Below are 15,495 nucleotides of genomic sequence, written 5' to 3'. Positions count from 1 at the left end.
CCGAGTGACCGAGTAAATCGTCGAAATGATGCCTATAGCCGCTACCACGGCACGGAAAGCGTCGTCGTGGATCGGTCTAAAGACTCAATCACCAACGAGACCCGGACTCGAGCCCACATCCAAATACTCCACATCATCCTCCCCACCGGCACCAGTCCACAGTTCCCCAACCTCCCGAGCATCGCAGTGAGTCAGCTGGAGCACTTCCACTGACTCACCCTCTCCAAGATCAACACCACCGTGGATCTCGCAGTGATCGAGGACAACCCGATCCGGACTCTCCCGTAGCCGAACCACCGAGTCACACCCGGACTCGAGAAAGCTATCGCGAACCGTCACCGAACACCCATCGGCAGCCTCGAGAAACGCACGCGACTGCGTCTTTCCTTCGTTCACGTAACTCACCCCCTCGAGGATCAGATGATCGCGCCAGGAACAGACCGCAGCACCGCGAATCGCCGTATCACAATCCTCCCGAATCGTACAATCCTGAATCCGAGCGATCGCGTTATCATCACCATCCTCCCCCACACTGGCGCGAATCGACCACTGATCAGTTTCGTTGACGATTTCCGTGCCGATCATCGAAAAGCGACCAGCGTCACCCCACGTCCGAACCAGATCATTCCTCCCCGTTCGAGAAATCGCCTTCCCACCGATGAACATTGCTCCGTCACCGTCACTCGCGAGGAGTGTTCCGAACGCTCTCTGTCCATCACCAACACCCTCGGGATAGTGCTCGTGATCGGGCTCGAGATCCCAGATGGACGTCGGCTCGATCGCCACGTCACGAGCACCGAGCCGAATATTACATCGACCGCAGTTCTCTGCTCGAGGCGAGAGAAGCACATTCACTCCCTCCGGTGAATTCCTGATGTAGAACCCGTTATCCCAGTGTTCGGCCACGTGGCAGTTGACCCAGAACTGCGTTCCGACGTGCGGTGGATCCGCAGCGATCCCATCGCATGACCGTTTTCGTCGTCGCCAGTCCAGGTGTCGCCGTCCGGGAGACACACTCGTCGATGAACCCCGATCCCGTCCTCAGAGGTGATACACGAAAGGTAGCTGAACTTGTCCCCCTGCTGGTGATGTCGATCCCGCCGCCCTCGCAATCTAACGTCGGAGACATCCAGATAGTCATCGACGAAAAAGCGACCGATCCCCGCGTCGTGGCCGTTCAGATCGATCTCAAGGTTCTCGAGAACGCAGGTTGAGATACCGTCACCCCAGTTCCCAACCCGAAATACGGTATCGATGTCGTCGTGATCGATACGGAGACGAACCCGATCTGACGACGTCGTCCTGATGACGAGGTCGGCATCACTGGGTTCGATATCGATCTCAGACTGCAGTGAGTACACAGCGCTGTCGAGGATGAGCGTCTCGTCCAGGTGCTTGAGGATGAATTCCCCGATATCACCACCCTCACCGTCGCCGTCGTAACCGTGATCGCTCGCGACCACTGTCTCGCCGTGACTGTAATCGATGTCCTCGAGGTCGCTTACTCGCTTCTCGAGGTTGTCTATTTGGAGAAACTCTCGGCTCGCCAGTCGAATTGCATCGATGATACTCGTCATACGTGAGTGAATGTGTGGGTGTCTCGGATCGTATCGCTACTCGACTTCGTCTACTCGATTTTTCAACGGTGACCGTAATCGACGAAGATGGGCTATCAAGTCAAAATGATATCCTAAACGATTTGCTGAATAGAAGGTTCGAACCAATCACTAATCCCTTTCTCATCTTTGAAGAATTGGATCGATAGAAATAGAGGCTAAGTGTAGTTTAGACGGCCAGTTGGTACAGGTAGGAGACGATTAGTAGCGCAAACCCGGTACCTCGAACGAGTTGTGGCCGGTGATTCTTGAGTGTGTTGAGTTCTGATTCAATCCATTCGTTTATTATCAGAATTGATTCGACTTGGATAGGGTTTCCATTTTCGTGCCAGTTGTCCAGTTTTGCATCTTCTTGTGAGATGAAATAGACTTGCCCTCCTCCACCTCCGAACACACCAAAGACTAGTGATTCGATTATGATAGGATTGTTCTGAATTGGCTGTTGAGAGTTCTTTCTAATAATATCCAATATCGGTTCGAAACTCTCATCAGTTGGGTGAAGATTTTCGAAGTGTAGTAACTTCATCCGACCATGTTCTAATGAATCAATTAACGATGTCTTGGTTATCCTTCGTTCAAACGAATTGAAGGTGGGCGTAATTACGAGAAGGCTCCCAAAGAGGCCAGCAATGATAGTGAATGGAATCACATCATTTAGTACGCGTTTTCTTTTGTAATAATTTTTTAAATATAATGGTGTTTGTTATGCGTGTAGACGCACGCTACGCTCTATTGGATCACATCTATATAGGTCGATTGTCGGTTCCATAACGACTTCGCCTATACTTACCGCTTCAAGTAGTGAAATGCGTTTCATGAGTGTCCTACAGATATCTATGATCGAAATTACATATCGGTCCCGACGATGTAGTCGTCTGATTTGATCAAATGGAGATAGTCCAGTTGAACCTCAGCATGATCGTTGACCCACAGGCCGAAACCATCGTTATCCCAGACTCCACTACCGCCACTGGTTTCGAGACTCGACGTATGCTCTCCCGTCTCGGCGTTCCAGATGTGGGCTGAAACATCGGGCCAGTTGGTCTGGTCGATCACGACCCGATGCCAGTCACCGACGTCCAGCTGAAAGACATCCTCCTGGGGTTCGTCACCGTAGTAGCTCCAGTCACCTTTCGAATCGATCGACTCGAGTCGCCAGTAGCCCGTATAGTCGATCAGAAGCCGCAAACAGGACCGATGACCGTACTCCTCGAGATTGAAGCTAAAGCGGGCCAGCGCTGGATCACTAAACTGAACCGGCTTCAGATAAAACTCGAGGATCCGATCCGGACCCGGGTAGTGCTCGAGTGTTTCCGACTGTAGAGTCGCATCATACCCCGGGTTATCCGCTGAAAGGGAGACGGTGTCGTTCGGATGTCCGTATGGATGGACGAGTCCGTACGCCTTCTCATAGCTCGCCCTCTCGGACGTGCGAGGCAGCTCTGTCTGATTTGGATCATTGAACCAGTAGTAGTCGCCAAGATCAGGTCGTTCGAAGTTGTCGACGATGATATCGGATTTCCAGACAAGCCTGTCGTTCACCCGGACCTCGCCGATCTCAACCGCCCCAATCGGAATCCGCTCAACCTCAATCCCATTCAATAGCGCAGGCACAATCGATCACTCCGCGATGAATTCGATTTTGTCGCCACTCTCGGTCTGAATCGTCATCGAATCACCATCCCAGGCACTATCGACAGTCACAACCTCCCGTTCGCTACTCGTCAGGACACCCTCGACATCGAGGTCGCCATTCGGGATCGAAACGTGACCATTGTAGAAGATCGCCGTTGTCGTCGCTGCATTCCGAATGACCGTCGGAAGATGAGGCGACGTCGTCGTGAGATAATGAGCGAGCAGGCCGTTGAAATTCCGACTGTTCAGCAGATTGAGATTCCCGTAATTTCCATCGGGATCTCGAGCCTGGAGCAGTTCCGACGCACTGACTCTCCCTCTGGCCTCGAGGGAGCCATCGATCACGTAGTCCTCGCCAATCCGTCGCTCGTCTGTCGTTGCAACGACTCCCGACACATCGGTCTCGACAGTCCACAGCGGGAGGACCCCATTCGGTTCAGCCGGGTAGCTACTACCACCAAGATAGTCGATTCTACGCTCAAAAACGACAGCAAGTCCTTGTCGCCCGAAGAAGATACTCACAAGTCGAAGGGTGAAACACCACTGAGAGGCTACTCAAATAGCCTATTCCTCGTCACCTTCCTCTCGGAGTGTTTTGAACTGAGACAGATCAATCTCTAAGCCCATCCCATTTTCGGATAGCTCTGCATCCAATTCTTCAAATTCATCGTCATGTTCATCTCTAAGGTATTGCACAAGGACCTCAGGAGTCAACTCTCCAGATTCAAGTTGCCTAACAGCTTCACTAAGTGTGAGACTATCTAATTCGTCATAGGTCGGCAGTTCTCCGGTGGTGTCGACATCTATTGTAACTGATGCATCAGTGACCATTAGACCCCTTTCAGTATACATCAACCGAACTGCACTCTCAATAAAATATTCAAGCATCTCAGCATCAGACTGGCTTGAATTCTCATCTGTTAATCCAAGAAACAAGAACGCAAGTGCACTGGAGAAGTCATTATACACACGACCGTCATCAAAAACATCCTCACGGAGATTTTGCGGTAGTTGGGACTTTATTAACGCTAAATCATAGATAGCGTTCTGTGCGCGCTCAACGATCGCTTCTCTTCGTTTATACTGTGCAGGCGCTGAGCGATCATCTGGGTTCTCGAGATAGTTTCTGTCTGCGGGCGAAAGAATTCCTCGCGGTCTATCTTTAACCATAGTGGTTAAATCTATTACCGACATGGTTAAGTCCCTTGCGGTATACCTCCTGAATGGAATGAGCGCGGCAACAGAAAGTCGAATCCCATGCAGTCGGGAAACACGGCAACGACTCAAGTCGCTTAAAAGGGGCGGTGAGCGGTATGAGGATCTGCTTCGTAAAATGGCGGACCAATACGAACCCAACGGGGTTATTAAAGACTCTACGTGTGGCTATGGGATCAATTGAATCGGACGACCACGGGAGCGCACGAGTCCTGGCAGACTCGCTCCTATCGTGGTCGAAATGGATTGCGGAGTGTGGCGATATAGGGGCCTTACTCCTGTCTGAGGATTCGTTTCCGAGGATAATGTATCTTAGGGTCTCTTCCGCTTACTCCATGCCTCGCTAACCGGCACAAATGAGTAATACTGTCGATATTACGACTTACGTACGGGAGAACCGAGAATTGATTAGTGATGTCCTTCGACATAGTCAAGATCCATACGCACGGGCCTGTGCGCTGGTACTTCTCACGGAAGGAGGAACTGAAAGAGATGTAGAACAAGTCAAGAAGGAGGTGGAGCGATGGGTTTAGTTGTCCCCCGAAAGTTCTTCGGCGAGTTCGAAGACTTCCTCCTGGAGTTCAGGCCGGTTTTCGAGGAGTTTCATCAGCGTCTCGGAAAGCTCAATTCGGTCGACCGCTTCAGGATCCTGTTGAGCGAGTCGGAGAGCGGCTTGACGGACCTCGCTTTCGTGCTCTTGGATCGTCTCAACAGCGCTTGGGTCAAGGACCTGCCCACACCACATACATCGGTCACGATCACGCGGTGTTTCCCGGTTACAACGGGGACAAGTAGTAGGGGCGATCGGATCGGGTTCATCCTCTTCGATATCAGCACCGTACGCCTTCGCAATCTCTCGTTCACTTTCTCCACTGAAAACAGCGATATATCGAGAGGCAACATCACTGCCCCGCTTCCAGCCCAGGTGTGCTTCGAGATTGGCTTGGTTCACATTCTGGCTGGCGAGATAACTTGCACAACTCTTGCGGAAATTCGAAAGAGTGACTGGATGCGTAACTCCTGCACGTTCAGCGGCTGTCCCGAGAACTTTTCGGAACATCCGACCACTGATCGGTTCGGCTTTACTGAGTTTACACCAGAGTGGTGCCTCACGGTCATTTCGAGCAGGATGATCATCCAGCCATCGCTGCAAGTAGGGCACGGAGAGGATCAGTGTGGGAGAACGTTGACCGCGCTTTCCATCAACCGTGACTTTCATGCCATGCTGGCTATCGGTGACATCACCGATAGTAATGTCTTGAAATTCAAACGGTCGGGCACCAAGATTCCAAGCAACAGCGATTATCGCAGCGTCTCGCGAGTTGCGTGTTTCTTCGATCATGGGGAGCACATCCTCGTCCCATCGGAGCATATCTCCGGGATTTGGAGCTGGATTATAGTCGCTCGAGTAGGTACTAGGAATCCAATCTATGCTATCTGGCTTTCCTTCCCCATCGCTAACACGCTCACCGAACATTCGGAGAGCAATTCGATAATCACGGTTAGACTCTTCGTTATCGTATTCTCGGTTAATATAGCGGATAATCTGCTCGGCTGCTTTCCGATCCTCCAGCGCATCGGCAAGACCGCCGACCTCTTCAGCGAGTCGGACGCAATTTCCGAGGAGTTTCTTGTGGCGCGGATCGCCGTATTCGGACCGGAGGAGGTCCATAGTATCGCTAAATACGATCAACAGCTCTCCGTCTTCCTCACTGATATCGTCAGACATTCGTGCCCGCTCGCGAAGATTCTTGATTTGCGAACGGTAGTCGCGGGACGACATACCACCACCAATGATCGCATCTTATATATGGGTACCGGAACCTTAGGTTCGGAGCCCTCCCCGGGCATACGTAAAAAGGTTCAACGCCATTTTGCGATTCTGATACTTAAAGAGGAATTTCTGAAGATGCTATCCATGTCGGTCACAGGTCATCATCGGAGAAGATCAATCGCGTGCTGTTCTCGTCCGACCACGCTGCGTGCTCTTCGTAGTTCGGGTCGTATTCAGCCACAAGCGACCAGAACGCACTCGTATGATTTGGCACGCGGAGATGGGCGAGTTCGTGGACGACGACGTAGTCGACCAGCTCCGGCGGAGCCATCAACAGTCGCCAGTTGAGGCTGATCGTTCCGTTCGTCGAACAGTTCCCCAGCGGGTCCACTGATTCCTGATTTCGAGCCAGTCGTCTATACGTCGGATTTGCTTCAACCCCGCAGGGGTCCTTCGGAAACAAGATGGAAATCGTCTGCCTTGTCAGAGCACTTTCTTCCAACGAACTTTCTATGACGTCACTGTTCGCAACACCTACGAATGTAATGTTGGTGCTTCTATTCGTTATCGGTAATGTTGGCAGAGCTATGCTAAATACAGCGCGTAAATGTGGCACAGACTAAGAGCCGACCTGCAAAGGTAGTGAACGGTCAGTGTCGGTGGTACAATGATCAAGACCGAATCTCTTCTTTTAGTGAGGGCACACTTATCCGCCTGTGGTCCTATGTCTTTGTACGGAACCAACCGCTCACTGCGCCCGGCCCTAATCATGGAGGGGCCGCTTGAACCGGTTTGCGCCGGTCGATCACTCACACCTTGTTCTCTTCGCGTGGCAGTCACGTGGGACACATCAGTATGTTCCGCAATTTGAGCTACGCAATCAATGATTCCTAAGACAACCGAAATCGAACCTGAGACCGCCCTTGACGAACTGTTCGAGATCCTCAGCCACCCTACGCGGCGACGCATACTCTCGACACTCGCCAATCGGAACCCCCGTGACGAAGAAGAGTTTCAGACAGAAGCCTTTACGCCCGACGACGACAACCTTGAACAGTTCCTTCTCCAACTTTCCCATCTGCATTTGCCGAAACTGGCTGAAGCAGAGTTCATCGATTGGAATCGTGAGACAAATACCATCACACGTGGATCACGCTTCGAGGAGATTCAGCCCCTTATCACACTGATGCAGGAGCATCAAGATGAGCTGCCGGATGGATGGTTGTAACTCAAGTGGCAGGGTGACAAATGGATAGGGAGTCCGCTACCGATGGTGAACTCGATGAAAAGCATCAGCAGTCACTGTCCCAGAGATACGGAATACCCCTGGGTAGTGGCTGAGTCGCTCCACCTCATCAGTGCCTGAAGCAGCACAGGCGCGACGTCCTTATATGCGTGATAGCTGGCTGCGGTCGCCCGCAAGCAGGTGGGTAGACGCGACTGGGTAGGTCGGCCTCGTTAGCTGCTAACCGCACCTGTCGATTGATTGCTGAGCGTGATCGAGGGAACATATCGTACCAGTCGGCGAAGCGCTCGAAGCATAGCTCCAGTCGAAGGGAAAAGTCAAACGATGTCTTTGTCGGCTTCAGTCCCCGAGAAGCAACTGCTGGAGGGCCACATTGTCGTGGACGGCGTCTTTCGCCTCCATGACATCGTCTCACCTGAGTTTCTGAAGGCAGGTATGGCAGAACGACGCAAACGGATCGTTCTCGGCGTCACACACCGAACACCGATCGTCGCGAGTCGGCGTCGACCGTGTTGCAGATGAAGTGGAGAAGAGCGCCTTCTGTGGATCGGCGTACGCGTCGATCACATCGTTCCACGTGACCGCTGGATTAGTGGTGCCTGCTCTTTTCGTAGAGCGAGTAACCAATGAACTTCGTTGCATGCGTAGCAGTCCGTACCAGAATCCGACGAACAGGAGTGACGGGAGAAGGCAGAGCGAAATGACTGCCCCCACGAGTACGAGAGTCATAGATGCCGTTTCTCCTGGTTCTCTATAACTGCAGATATCGAATTGTTCGCGAGTAATATGCGTATCGCCGCGCTACGTAGCGGGCCAGATCACGAAAGGGATCGGTTGGGCCGAAGGTGATCACCCAGAACTGCGTATCCCGCTGGAGAACTGTTCGAAACGCATCGCGAGTGAGAAACGATGGTGAGGCGACCCGGAATGAAACCCAGTTCAGCTCCGCTCTTCTTCGGAGAAGTGCCACGGACTCTCGGTCTCGACGTGTGCGTCGTCCCTCGCAAGCGGCACGTTGTGATACAACTGCTCTAAGTGGTCCATGGTGTAGCTGATCGAGTAGCGTTCGACGGCCACTCTGGTCTCGCGGTCGGTCGCCAGACAGGTTTCGATGGCGTCGACCATGGATTCGAGGGATCCATATTCGAACCGTTCGCCGTTATCAGCGCCGATCGTTCGATCGAACGGGGGCACGTCGGCCGCTGCGACGGGCGTCCCACAGGCGTTGGCCTCGAGCGTCGACAGGCCGAGCGTGTCCGCGGTCGACGCGGTCAAAAACGTATCGATCGACGAGTAAAAGATCGGCAGTTCCTCGCGGGGAAGGAACGAACGAATCTCGACGTTGTCCGGCGCAGTTCGCTCGAGACGATCGCGATAGGGGCCTTCGCCGACGATGACGAAGTCGTACTCCGAACGTTCCTCGGCGACTCGTAAAATCTCGTGTACGTTTTTCTCCATGCTGAGCCGTCCGCTGTAGCCGATCACGGTCTGATCTGGATACCAATCTTCCTCGGTCGGCTGGAAGAAGTCCATATCGATCCCGACGGGGAGCTGGACGTGTTCGACCGATCGGTCGATTCGTTCGGTCGATGCCGTGACGACGTCGAAAGTCTCGAGAAACGCGTTCTCCAGGGGGACGTACCCCCTCGAAAGGGTGCCGGCAACCGACTCGAGTTTGACGCTCTGGTGGAAATACTCCTCGAGCGGCGTGTGGTGGGTATATATCGTTGGCAGGTCGTTTTTCCAGGCGTAGTAGCGACCGAGAACGCCGATCGGTGCCGGACCGTGACAGTGAACGACATCGAGGTCGGGGATGGTCGACGGCCGTTTCGTAAGTGGAATCCTGTAGCCGGCGTAGAACGGATTCGGAAGCGACCTGACTGGAATTTCTCGATCACCGGGCTCGTAATCGCCGTCCGGGTAGACGACGTACACCTCGTGTCCCTTCCGTTCGAGTTCTTCGCGCCAAAGCTTGATAGTGTACGTTACGCCGTCGATTTCGGGAAAGTAACTGTCAGTGAAAAATCCGATTTTCATCTAGACCACCTCTTCGTACAGCGACTCATATTGGTTCGCAACCGACTCGAGCGAAAACGCCTCACTTCGCCGGGCCGCATTCGATCCGAGGTGGTCTCGTTCCGCCGGGTCCGTGAGTCGTTCCAGCGCCTCCACGAATCCGTCGACACCGGATTCCGAGACCTTCAGGCAGTCCTCGCCGTCCTCGAGCCACGAAAATGTCTCGATGTCCCTGACGAGAACTGGTTTTCCGGCGGCCATCGCCTCGAGGAGCGCGATTCCCTCGTTTTCCTCGTGTGTCGGGAAACAGAAGATGTCGCCTGCCGCAAACGCACCGCGAATATCGTCGACGAATCCAGTAAAGGTACAGTTGTCCGGCGCGTTTTCGATCAGCGCCGTCGTTTCCCTGCCCTTGAGCGCGAGGTCCAAGTGGCCGAACCATGCGAAATCGAGTTCGGGCATCCGACGGGCCAGTTCGACGAACGTCTCGAGACCTTTGCGCTTGATGACGTGACCGACGAGGAACACGACGGGTGGGCTGAGGTCGTATCGCTCTCGGTACTCCGACTCGAGCGATTCGAACCCTTCGAGTTTCTCCCGGTCTACGCCGTTCGAGATGACGGTCGTCGGCACGTCCGCATAGGTTTCGATCAGCCGCCGATTGTATTCGGACGGGCAGACGAGGGCATCGGCCAATCCGTAGGCCCGTTCGAGGTAGGGTCGAAGCGGTTTCGCAAGCGCGTTCGTAAATCGAAAACTGTCTCCGAAATCCTCGGCTGTCACGTGCGTGTTCGCGATTACGGGGACGTTCTGTCGCCGCGCTCGCTTCGCGTACCAGACGGATCGGGGCCCCATCAGGTTACAGTGAATCAGATCGGCGTCGAGGGACGGAGCCGTCGTGTACGTGTGCTCGAGTTGGTCCAGCATCTTCCGCTGGTGGGCGACCGACTCCTCGATACCGCCGGTGACGTGATCCTCAAGTTCGAAGTAGTGGCTAATCTTCATACCTGCCCCCGCTGTCCGGTCAGTCGATCGCGACCGCCGGCGGAATGCGGCGATCGATGGTCTCGATTCCGTTCGAACGGTGTCTTACTCGACTTCGAGCCACGGCACCTCCATAAGCGCCGGGATGTAGGTTTCGATGTGGTGTTCCCAGACGCCCTCCTCGCCGAACGCCTCCCCGTGGTCTGCCGTCACGACGACGTTCCCGTCCAGTTCCGAGATCAGGTCGGCGACGGACTCGAGCGCGATTCGAAGGTTCTCTTCGTAGAGCGCCATCGCAGCCTCTCGGGTTCCGTTCTTGACGAGGTCCGCCGGATCGAGTTCGAGCCAGAGACCGGCCTTTTGGGCGAGTTCGCTTTCCTCGAGTCTGGTTTCGACTTTCGGGCGAATCGAGTCGCCGAGCGCCGACAGTGCGCCGTTCCCGCCGTCCGGCTCCTTTTCGGCTTCCTCCTGCTTTCGGATCCCTTTCTGGATCTGTTTGAGCTTTTGCCCTTTGCCGCGGGAAAGGTAGGGTGCATGTGGCTGCATATAGTGAACGACGGCCCGATCAGCCCGCTCGACGGCCTCGCGATTATCATGGAAGGCCTTCGCCAGACTGTCCGGCGGTACCGTGCCAAGGTCGTCGTCCCAGCCAGTCTTCCAGACGTCGAAGACGTTGCTGATGTGGTCGGATGCCGACCACTCGTAGTCGCAACTCGCCCCCCACTTGAGTTCGTTGAGCGGGATTCCCAAATCGTTGATGAAGGGGTTTCCGGAGAAATACGCGAGGTCGTGTTCGTCGGTGAACGTCCGATAGGCCCACTCCGGCGTAGATGATCCGGTACTCCAGCGCTTTTCCAATGTTCCGTTGAGGTAGTCATCGTAGACCTCGCTGAACACGTCGTACCGGCACGCATCCAGCACCAGGCAGTAGTCCCAGTCCGATTCGAGAAAGTGCTGGTCCTCCATTCGTTGCGGCTACCTTTCGAGTCGACCTACGTATTCTTATTGGTTCCGAGAAAGTCACCGCAGCTGGCCGTATCGCGTCGATACCTATCGATACAGCCGATAGCGTTCGATGCGACAGTACGGTTCGTGATCTGTGCCAAACGGTCCATATCGCAGCGTTACTCGAGATAGCCGAGTTCTCTGAGTCGATCCCGCGTTTCCTCGTCGGCGTCCGCCAGCGCGTCACCATCGTCTGCAACCTGTTCGTCGGGGTCGTCCCACGCACCGCCGATGGCGTCCTCGAATCGTGCGAGCGCACGTTCGGTCGCGTCGACGATTTCGTCATCCGCTGGACTGACGGGCGACTCTTCGGCCGGATCGTCGTCCAATCGATATCCCTCATCGGGGATACGATCCGCACGTACGTACTTCGCATCGGTGGTGCGGGCGGCCCGAAGACGCGAGTAAGCCCGATGATCCTCGGACAGGTCGATGCCGGCCCCGCTGGCCTTCTCCTCCAGGTGGTGAAGTTCGATAACCGGCTGGGCGTACTCGACGAACGCGTAATCGCCATCGTCGTCGCCGTCGAGAACCGCCCGTTGTCCGGGGTCCGTCTCGGTCGTCCCGTCGAACGTCCGATAGTCGCTCGAGAGGAGCGACCGTGTCGGATCGCGTGCGACGGCCGCGTCGTCTCCGGTCGGTTCGCCCAGGTCATCCGGGTCGACGTTCAGGGCATCCAGCGTCGTGTGATAGAGGTCCAGCAGTTCGACGAGATCGTCGCGGCGCTCGGCGTCGAGTTCGGGGTGTTTCACCAGTAATGGGACGTTTATCAGTTGGTCGTAGAGGGCGAACTCGTGGCCGTACAGATCGTGTTCGCCGTGGAGTTCGCCGTGGTCAGCACAGACGACGACGGTCGTCTCCTCCCACTGGTCGGTCTCACGCAACCAGTCGAACAGTCGGCCAAGTTCGGCGTCCATGTGGCTGATCTCGGCGTCATAGAGCCCACGGATGGCCTCCCACTCGTCGTCGTCGATCGCTCGAGCACCGGAGTTGTACTCCTTGGAATTCTGACAGACGTCGTCGGGGTCGACGCCGGGAGCGAATCTCTCGCGGTACTCCTCGGGCGGGTAGTACGGGAGGTGAGCGTCCATCAGATTGACAAACGCGAACCAGCCCGCATCGCTGTCGCTGTCGTCGATAAACGCCTTCGTCCGGTCGACGACCGAGGGCGTCTTCGAGTCGGCGCCCTCGCCGCTTGCGAGTTTGGCGTGCGCCATCGCACCGAGCCTGACGAGTTTCGACGCCAGTTCGCGGAGGTAGTCGTTGTCGTTGACCGCCTGCCACGCGCTGGCCAGCGGGCCAGAGAGGACGTCTCGAGGAAGGACTTCGAAGAATGAATCGTGATCGTCGAAGCCGTCAGTGAGGCTCGTGTACGGCGTGATCCAGGCGTTCGAAGAATAACACGCCGTGTCGTAGCCGGCCGACGACAGAACGGATGCGAGCGTCGTCACGCCGTCTAGGTACGGGCTCCCCTGGTCGGCCCCGTGTTGGCTCGGATAGAGCCCGGTGAATAACGAGGCGTGGACGGGCAGCGTCCACGGTGCAGGAGCGACCGCCGATTCGAACACGGTCGCCTCCTCGGCGAACCGCGACAGTGCTGGCGTCGTCTCCCGTTCGTAGCCGTATGGCCCGAGATGATCCTTTCGGACCGTATCGAGAACGACGAAGAGGACGTTCGACGAACGAGTCCTGTCCATTACTGGTGGCACTCGGCTCCAGCCAGATAAATCGATTGAAGCACGATAGCAACGGTTCTCCCGTAGTAATTCGGTCACCAATGTCGATCAGACGTTTCAAGTTTACTGACGATTGATACCAGGCATGGACGAGCGAAATCGGCATGCATTTATTATCGGGGCCGTCGGGGCGGTCGCGGTCTTCGCCGTACTGTTCTTTTTCGTCGGTGCGCGTAGTGTCATCGACTCGCTGCTGTCGGCAGAGCCGTCGCTGGTCGCCGGGACGTTCGGTCTCGCGCTCTGCTGGCTGGCCGCGTGGAGCCTCATGCTCCGAACCGTCCTCGCTTCTCTGGGCATCCACATCCCGATCGGCAAGTCGTTTCTCGTCTATGCCGGCGCCGTCTTCGCCAACAACGTGACACCGTTCGGTCAGGCTGGCGGCGAACCGATCGCCGCCTTACTCATCTCGAAAGTCTCGGACGCTCGCTACGAAAGCGGCCTCGTCGGAATCGCGAGCGTCGACGTCATCAACGTCGTCCCCTCGATTTCGCTCATACTGGTTGGCGTCGCCTACTACGCGACCACCGCCGCCCTGGGCAGTCGCCTCGAGACGGCAGTCGGTTCGGCGGTCGCGTTGATAGGCGGTATCGTGATCGTCATGGCGCTCGTCTGGCAGTATCACACCACGATAGCCGAGCGACTCCCTTCGATCATCGCCCCCAGACTGGGCCGGTTGGACCGGTTCGATCCCGAGACGCTTGAGGAAGAAATCGCGGATCGAATGGGGCGGTTCTTCGAGAACATCGAGCGCGTGGCGACCGACCGATGGCGGCTCGTCGCGGTCACCGGGCTGTCGCTGTGCGGGTGGCTTTTTCAAACGGCCGCGCTCACGGTCGCGTTCGCGGCGCTGGGGTACGACGTCCCGGCATATATCCTGCTGTTCGTGATACCGCTGGCGAACCTCGCAGGCGCAGCACCGCTCCCGGGCGGGCTCGGCGGGATTGAAGCCGCCTTCGTAACGCTTCTGGTGCCGACAACCGGCGTTCCAGCGTCTGCGGTCACCGCAGCCGTTCTCATTTTCCGGGGTGCGATCTACTGGATGCCGGTCCTCATCGGCGGCCTGTCGGTGTCGGCGTTCGGCGTTCGGGCGTTGCGGTGAACGACCGATCGACCGACCGCCGGGCCGACCGTGCAGTTGATTTCCATCCGGTCCCGAGACTTCCTCAGACAGCCGCCATGTATCAGGAAGGGCACTCCGGGTTCAACGCCTTGCTGTACGCCCCGTTTCTGCCGCTGGTGACCAGCCGCTGGTCACTCGAGTTGGCGTTGCTCGGGGCGTTGCTCGCCGTCGGCGTCGCGAATCTTCCGGACCTCGACCAGCCGCTGCCGCGGATCCGCCACCGCGGACCAACGCACACGGTCTGGTTCGCCGTCGTGGTCGGACTGATCGCCGGTTCCGGGCTCATCGTCGTCGGACCCTCGATACCGCAGGCGTTCCAGTTCGGCTTCGTCATCGGGACCGGTGGTATCATCGCCCATCTCGCGGGCGACGTCGTGACACCGATGGGAATTACACCGTTCGCCCCCGTCTGGAACGCCCACGTTACGCTCGACTGGTTCAAGTCGAAAAACAGCCGCATCAATCGGGCCGTGTTGCTCCTGGGGACGGTCGCGTTGTTCGGGTCTCTCGGCCTGACGGTCGCGTACCAGGGCTTCGTCCCCCCGACCAGCTGACCGTAGCCAGGGAACGTGGCTCACTCGTGGGCGAAAATCGAGATGAACTCGGTCTCGAGGCAGCACTTAGTCGATCGTGCGACGGTCGGTCGTTCGCCAGCCGAGGATCCCGATCGACACGGCCCAGAGAAGGATCGTCCCGGTCGGACTGTGAACTGGGAGACCTGGACTCCAGGTCGTCTCGAAGGGGAACAACCAGACGATTCCCTTCGGCGAGAGCGAATCGATCAGCACGTGCGATCCGATCGCCAATCCGACGGCGACTGCAGTCTCTCGGAAGCGACTGATCGCGTAACTTCCGGCGACGACGGTCAGCACAAACAGGGGCGTGTGGGTCAGCCCCCGGTGAACGAGCGGCCAGCCCCAGGCCGCCGGAAACAAAAAGTCAGCGTCCGGAAGGAGCCCGAAGACGACACCGATTCGCGGATCGGCGTCCGTGAATCCACGAACGAGGGCGTACCCCACGAACGCATGTGTCAAGAATGCACCCCCGAGAAAGAGCACTCGTCCCGTCTCCATCGACTCGCTGTTTGTGTGGCAACATCACATAGTTTATGATCGACTGGTGCCGTTTCTAAGGCCGTAGGGGAACCC

At 56.4% G+C, this 15,495-nt stretch carries 16 protein-coding genes; 3 read left to right on the top strand and 13 right to left on the bottom strand.

Annotation, left to right across the window (positions count from 1 at the left end; all coding sequences use genetic code 11):
- Nucleotides 1–84: 84 nt before the first annotated feature.
- The 8 genes from NJU76_RS16495 to NJU76_RS16460 form a co-directional block, all read right to left on the bottom strand.
- On the bottom strand, nucleotides 85–786 hold the full coding sequence (locus tag NJU76_RS16495; RefSeq protein ID WP_254530444.1) for a hypothetical protein: 702 nt from the start codon (nucleotides 784–786) through the stop codon (nucleotides 85–87).
- A gap of 65 nt (nucleotides 787–851) precedes the next feature.
- Complete coding sequence (locus tag NJU76_RS16490; protein ID WP_254530443.1) at nucleotides 852–1,577, bottom strand: hypothetical protein; 726 nt, start codon at nucleotides 1,575–1,577, stop codon at nucleotides 852–854.
- Between the two features lie 208 nt (nucleotides 1,578–1,785).
- Nucleotides 1,786–2,265: a hypothetical protein gene (locus NJU76_RS16485; RefSeq protein ID WP_254530442.1), complete on the bottom strand. Its 480-nt coding sequence runs from the start codon at nucleotides 2,263–2,265 to the stop codon at nucleotides 1,786–1,788.
- Between the two features lie 197 nt (nucleotides 2,266–2,462).
- Nucleotides 2,463–3,158, bottom strand: coding sequence for a hypothetical protein (locus NJU76_RS16480; RefSeq protein ID WP_254530441.1), 696 nt, complete (start codon nucleotides 3,156–3,158; stop codon nucleotides 2,463–2,465).
- A gap of 78 nt (nucleotides 3,159–3,236) precedes the next feature.
- On the bottom strand, nucleotides 3,237–3,647 hold the full coding sequence (locus NJU76_RS16475; protein ID WP_254530440.1) for a hypothetical protein: 411 nt from the start codon (nucleotides 3,645–3,647) through the stop codon (nucleotides 3,237–3,239).
- A 168-nt stretch (nucleotides 3,648–3,815) separates the two neighbouring features.
- The gene (locus NJU76_RS16470; protein ID WP_254530439.1) at nucleotides 3,816–4,445 is read right to left on the bottom strand and encodes a DUF8102 family protein; all 630 of its coding nucleotides are present in this window, start codon (nucleotides 4,443–4,445) and stop codon (nucleotides 3,816–3,818) included.
- A gap of 550 nt (nucleotides 4,446–4,995) precedes the next feature.
- Complete coding sequence (locus tag NJU76_RS16465) at nucleotides 4,996–6,249, bottom strand: tyrosine-type recombinase/integrase (protein WP_254530438.1); 1,254 nt, start codon at nucleotides 6,247–6,249, stop codon at nucleotides 4,996–4,998.
- Nucleotides 6,250–6,391: 142 nt separating this feature from the next.
- Complete coding sequence (locus NJU76_RS16460; protein WP_254530437.1) at nucleotides 6,392–6,631, bottom strand: M48 metallopeptidase family protein; 240 nt, start codon at nucleotides 6,629–6,631, stop codon at nucleotides 6,392–6,394.
- 492 nt (nucleotides 6,632–7,123) lie between these two features.
- On the opposite strand from NJU76_RS16460, the gene NJU76_RS16455 reads away from it, so the two are divergent.
- The gene (locus NJU76_RS16455) at nucleotides 7,124–7,468 is read left to right on the top strand and encodes a helix-turn-helix domain-containing protein (protein ID WP_254530436.1); all 345 of its coding nucleotides are present in this window, start codon (nucleotides 7,124–7,126) and stop codon (nucleotides 7,466–7,468) included.
- A 957-nt stretch (nucleotides 7,469–8,425) separates the two neighbouring features.
- On the opposite strand, the gene NJU76_RS16445 is transcribed toward NJU76_RS16455, so the two are convergent.
- From NJU76_RS16445 to NJU76_RS16430, 4 genes are all read right to left on the bottom strand, one after another.
- On the bottom strand, nucleotides 8,426–9,523 hold the full coding sequence (locus NJU76_RS16445; protein WP_254530434.1) for a glycosyltransferase: 1,098 nt from the start codon (nucleotides 9,521–9,523) through the stop codon (nucleotides 8,426–8,428).
- A complete protein-coding gene (locus NJU76_RS16440) occupies nucleotides 9,524–10,507 on the bottom strand; it encodes a glycosyltransferase family 4 protein (RefSeq protein WP_254530433.1) in 984 nt (327 codons plus the stop codon). It abuts the gene before it with no gap.
- 84 nt (nucleotides 10,508–10,591) lie between these two features.
- The gene (locus tag NJU76_RS16435; RefSeq protein ID WP_254530432.1) at nucleotides 10,592–11,452 is read right to left on the bottom strand and encodes a hypothetical protein; all 861 of its coding nucleotides are present in this window, start codon (nucleotides 11,450–11,452) and stop codon (nucleotides 10,592–10,594) included.
- Nucleotides 11,453–11,610: 158 nt separating this feature from the next.
- Nucleotides 11,611–13,188 carry a sulfatase gene (locus tag NJU76_RS16430; protein ID WP_254530431.1) on the bottom strand — a complete coding sequence of 526 codons (1,578 nt, stop codon included), beginning with the start codon at nucleotides 13,186–13,188 and terminating at the stop codon, nucleotides 11,611–11,613.
- A gap of 124 nt (nucleotides 13,189–13,312) precedes the next feature.
- On the opposite strand from NJU76_RS16430, the gene NJU76_RS16425 reads away from it, so the two are divergent.
- On the top strand, nucleotides 13,313–14,326 hold the full coding sequence (locus NJU76_RS16425) for a lysylphosphatidylglycerol synthase transmembrane domain-containing protein (protein WP_254530430.1): 1,014 nt from the start codon (nucleotides 13,313–13,315) through the stop codon (nucleotides 14,324–14,326).
- Nucleotides 14,327–14,403: 77 nt separating this feature from the next.
- Nucleotides 14,404–14,901 carry a metal-dependent hydrolase gene (locus NJU76_RS16420; RefSeq protein ID WP_254530429.1) on the top strand — a complete coding sequence of 166 codons (498 nt, stop codon included), beginning with the start codon at nucleotides 14,404–14,406 and terminating at the stop codon, nucleotides 14,899–14,901.
- 66 nt (nucleotides 14,902–14,967) lie between these two features.
- Here NJU76_RS16420 and NJU76_RS16415 read toward each other — a convergent pair whose 3' ends face one another.
- Nucleotides 14,968–15,420, bottom strand: coding sequence for a metal-dependent hydrolase (locus NJU76_RS16415; protein ID WP_254530428.1), 453 nt, complete (start codon nucleotides 15,418–15,420; stop codon nucleotides 14,968–14,970).
- Nucleotides 15,421–15,495: the final 75 nt, after the last annotated feature.

It is taken from the genome of Natrinema gelatinilyticum (assembly GCF_024266705.1).
Classification (GTDB): Archaea; Halobacteriota; Halobacteria; order Halobacteriales; family Natrialbaceae; genus Natrinema; species Natrinema gelatinilyticum.
Note: the sequence above shows the minus strand (reverse complement) of the source record. Positions and strands in the feature narration are given on the sequence as shown.

Excerpts from the sequence above, each read along its gene's own strand:
- NJU76_RS16490 (WP_254530443.1), bottom strand. The coding sequence starts at position 1,577 with ATGACGAGTATCATCGATGCAATTCGACTGGCGAGCCGAGAGTTTCTC.
- NJU76_RS16470 (WP_254530439.1), bottom strand. The coding sequence starts at position 4,445 with ATGTCGGTAATAGATTTAACCACTATGGTTAAAGATAGACCGCGAGGA.
- NJU76_RS16465 (WP_254530438.1), bottom strand. The coding sequence starts at position 6,249 with ATGTCGTCCCGCGACTACCGTTCGCAAATCAAGAATCTTCGCGAGCGG.
- NJU76_RS16455 (WP_254530436.1), top strand. The coding sequence starts at position 7,124 with ATGATTCCTAAGACAACCGAAATCGAACCTGAGACCGCCCTTGACGAA.
- NJU76_RS16445 (WP_254530434.1), bottom strand. The coding sequence starts at position 9,523 with ATGAAAATCGGATTTTTCACTGACAGTTACTTTCCCGAAATCGACGGC.
- NJU76_RS16440 (WP_254530433.1), bottom strand. The coding sequence starts at position 10,507 with ATGAAGATTAGCCACTACTTCGAACTTGAGGATCACGTCACCGGCGGT.
- NJU76_RS16435 (WP_254530432.1), bottom strand. The coding sequence starts at position 11,452 with ATGGAGGACCAGCACTTTCTCGAATCGGACTGGGACTACTGCCTGGTG.
- NJU76_RS16430 (WP_254530431.1), bottom strand. The coding sequence starts at position 13,188 with ATGGACAGGACTCGTTCGTCGAACGTCCTCTTCGTCGTTCTCGATACG.
- NJU76_RS16425 (WP_254530430.1), top strand. The coding sequence starts at position 13,313 with ATGGACGAGCGAAATCGGCATGCATTTATTATCGGGGCCGTCGGGGCG.
- NJU76_RS16420 (WP_254530429.1), top strand. The coding sequence starts at position 14,404 with ATGTATCAGGAAGGGCACTCCGGGTTCAACGCCTTGCTGTACGCCCCG.
- NJU76_RS16415 (WP_254530428.1), bottom strand. The coding sequence starts at position 15,420 with ATGGAGACGGGACGAGTGCTCTTTCTCGGGGGTGCATTCTTGACACAT.